1 pseudogene is annotated in these 1,114 nt (G+C 79.8%); it reads left to right on the top strand.

Annotated features, from left to right (window positions below):
* Window positions 1-174 precede the first annotated feature (174 nt).
* Window positions 175-1,114 (top strand): annotated as a pseudogene (locus MCM47_RS41285) (TIGR00374 family protein); the annotation flags it as partial.

The raw sequence follows: 1,114 nt of genomic DNA, 5'->3' as shown, positions 1-1,114 counted from the left end.
GCGGGCCTGCCCCGCCGAGCAGGCCGGCCCCGCCGAGCAGGCCTGACCCACCGGCCCACCCCACAGGCCGGACCCACCCCACGGGCCGGTGGGCCCGGGCGCCCGGGCGCGCCCGACCGCCCGGACCAAGGGTTCTCCGCCGCGCCCGGGCCGGGCCATGGGAGCATGCCAACCGTGGCGATCGTGACGGGGAGAGTGGACAGCGACACGGGCGGTGCCCGGTCCGGCGGCATACCCGGGCCGAGCGGGCCCGGCGGGGACGCGCCGCCCGGGCCGGCCGCCACCGGCCGGGTCCGGCAGCCGGTGGCGCTGATCCGGCTGCTGGCCGGTGTCGCCGGGATCACCCTGACGCTGCTGCTCGCCGACTACGCGCGGGCCACCACCTCCGGCATCGCCAGCGACGTCGCCCAGGCCGCCGAACTGGTCCCGCGCACCCTGGCCGGACTCGCCGGGGGCCTGACCACCGCCGCCCTGCTGCTGGTCCCCGCCTACTCCGCGGCCCGCCGGCTGACCTCGGCCGCAGCCGACCGTCGGCGCACCCTCCAACACCTCTCCGACGGGCTGCTGGCCGCCGTCCTGGCCTACGGGGTCTCGCTCGCGCTCGACCTCTGGGTCGACGAGGCGGCGTCCCCGACCCTGGTCGCCGCGCTCACCCAACGGCTGCCCGGCGGCGGCCTGGCGCACACCGAACCGGTCTACGGCTACCTCGCCCCGGTGCTCGCCTTCCTGACCGCCTCCGGCGCCCGCGAGCGCCGGCTCCCCCGGCTCACCCTCGCGGCCTCCGCCCTCGCCGGCCTCGCCGCCGGGTACGCCACCCCCACCGCCCTCCTGCTCGGACTGCTGATCGGCTGGACCGCCGCCCACGGCACCAGCTACGCCGTCGGCACTCCCGACCCGCGGCCGAAGCCGGCGCAGCTCCTGCGCAGCCTGCGCGAGGCCGGCCTGCGCCCGGTCGCCGCCCGACCGGCCGGCCCGGACCGCTACCTGGTCACCCAGGAGCCCGGCCGCCCCGATCTCGACGTCCAGCTGCTCGACCGGCAGGCCGTCACCGCCGCCCTGGTCCAGCGCGCCTGGCGGCGGATGCGGCTGCGGACCGCCCCGCACCCCCGGGCGC

Source organism: Kitasatospora sp. A2-31 (genome assembly GCF_022288725.1).
Lineage (GTDB): Bacteria > Actinomycetota > Actinomycetes > Streptomycetales > Streptomycetaceae > Kitasatospora.
Note: the sequence above shows the minus strand (reverse complement) of the source record. Positions and strands in the feature narration are given on the sequence as shown.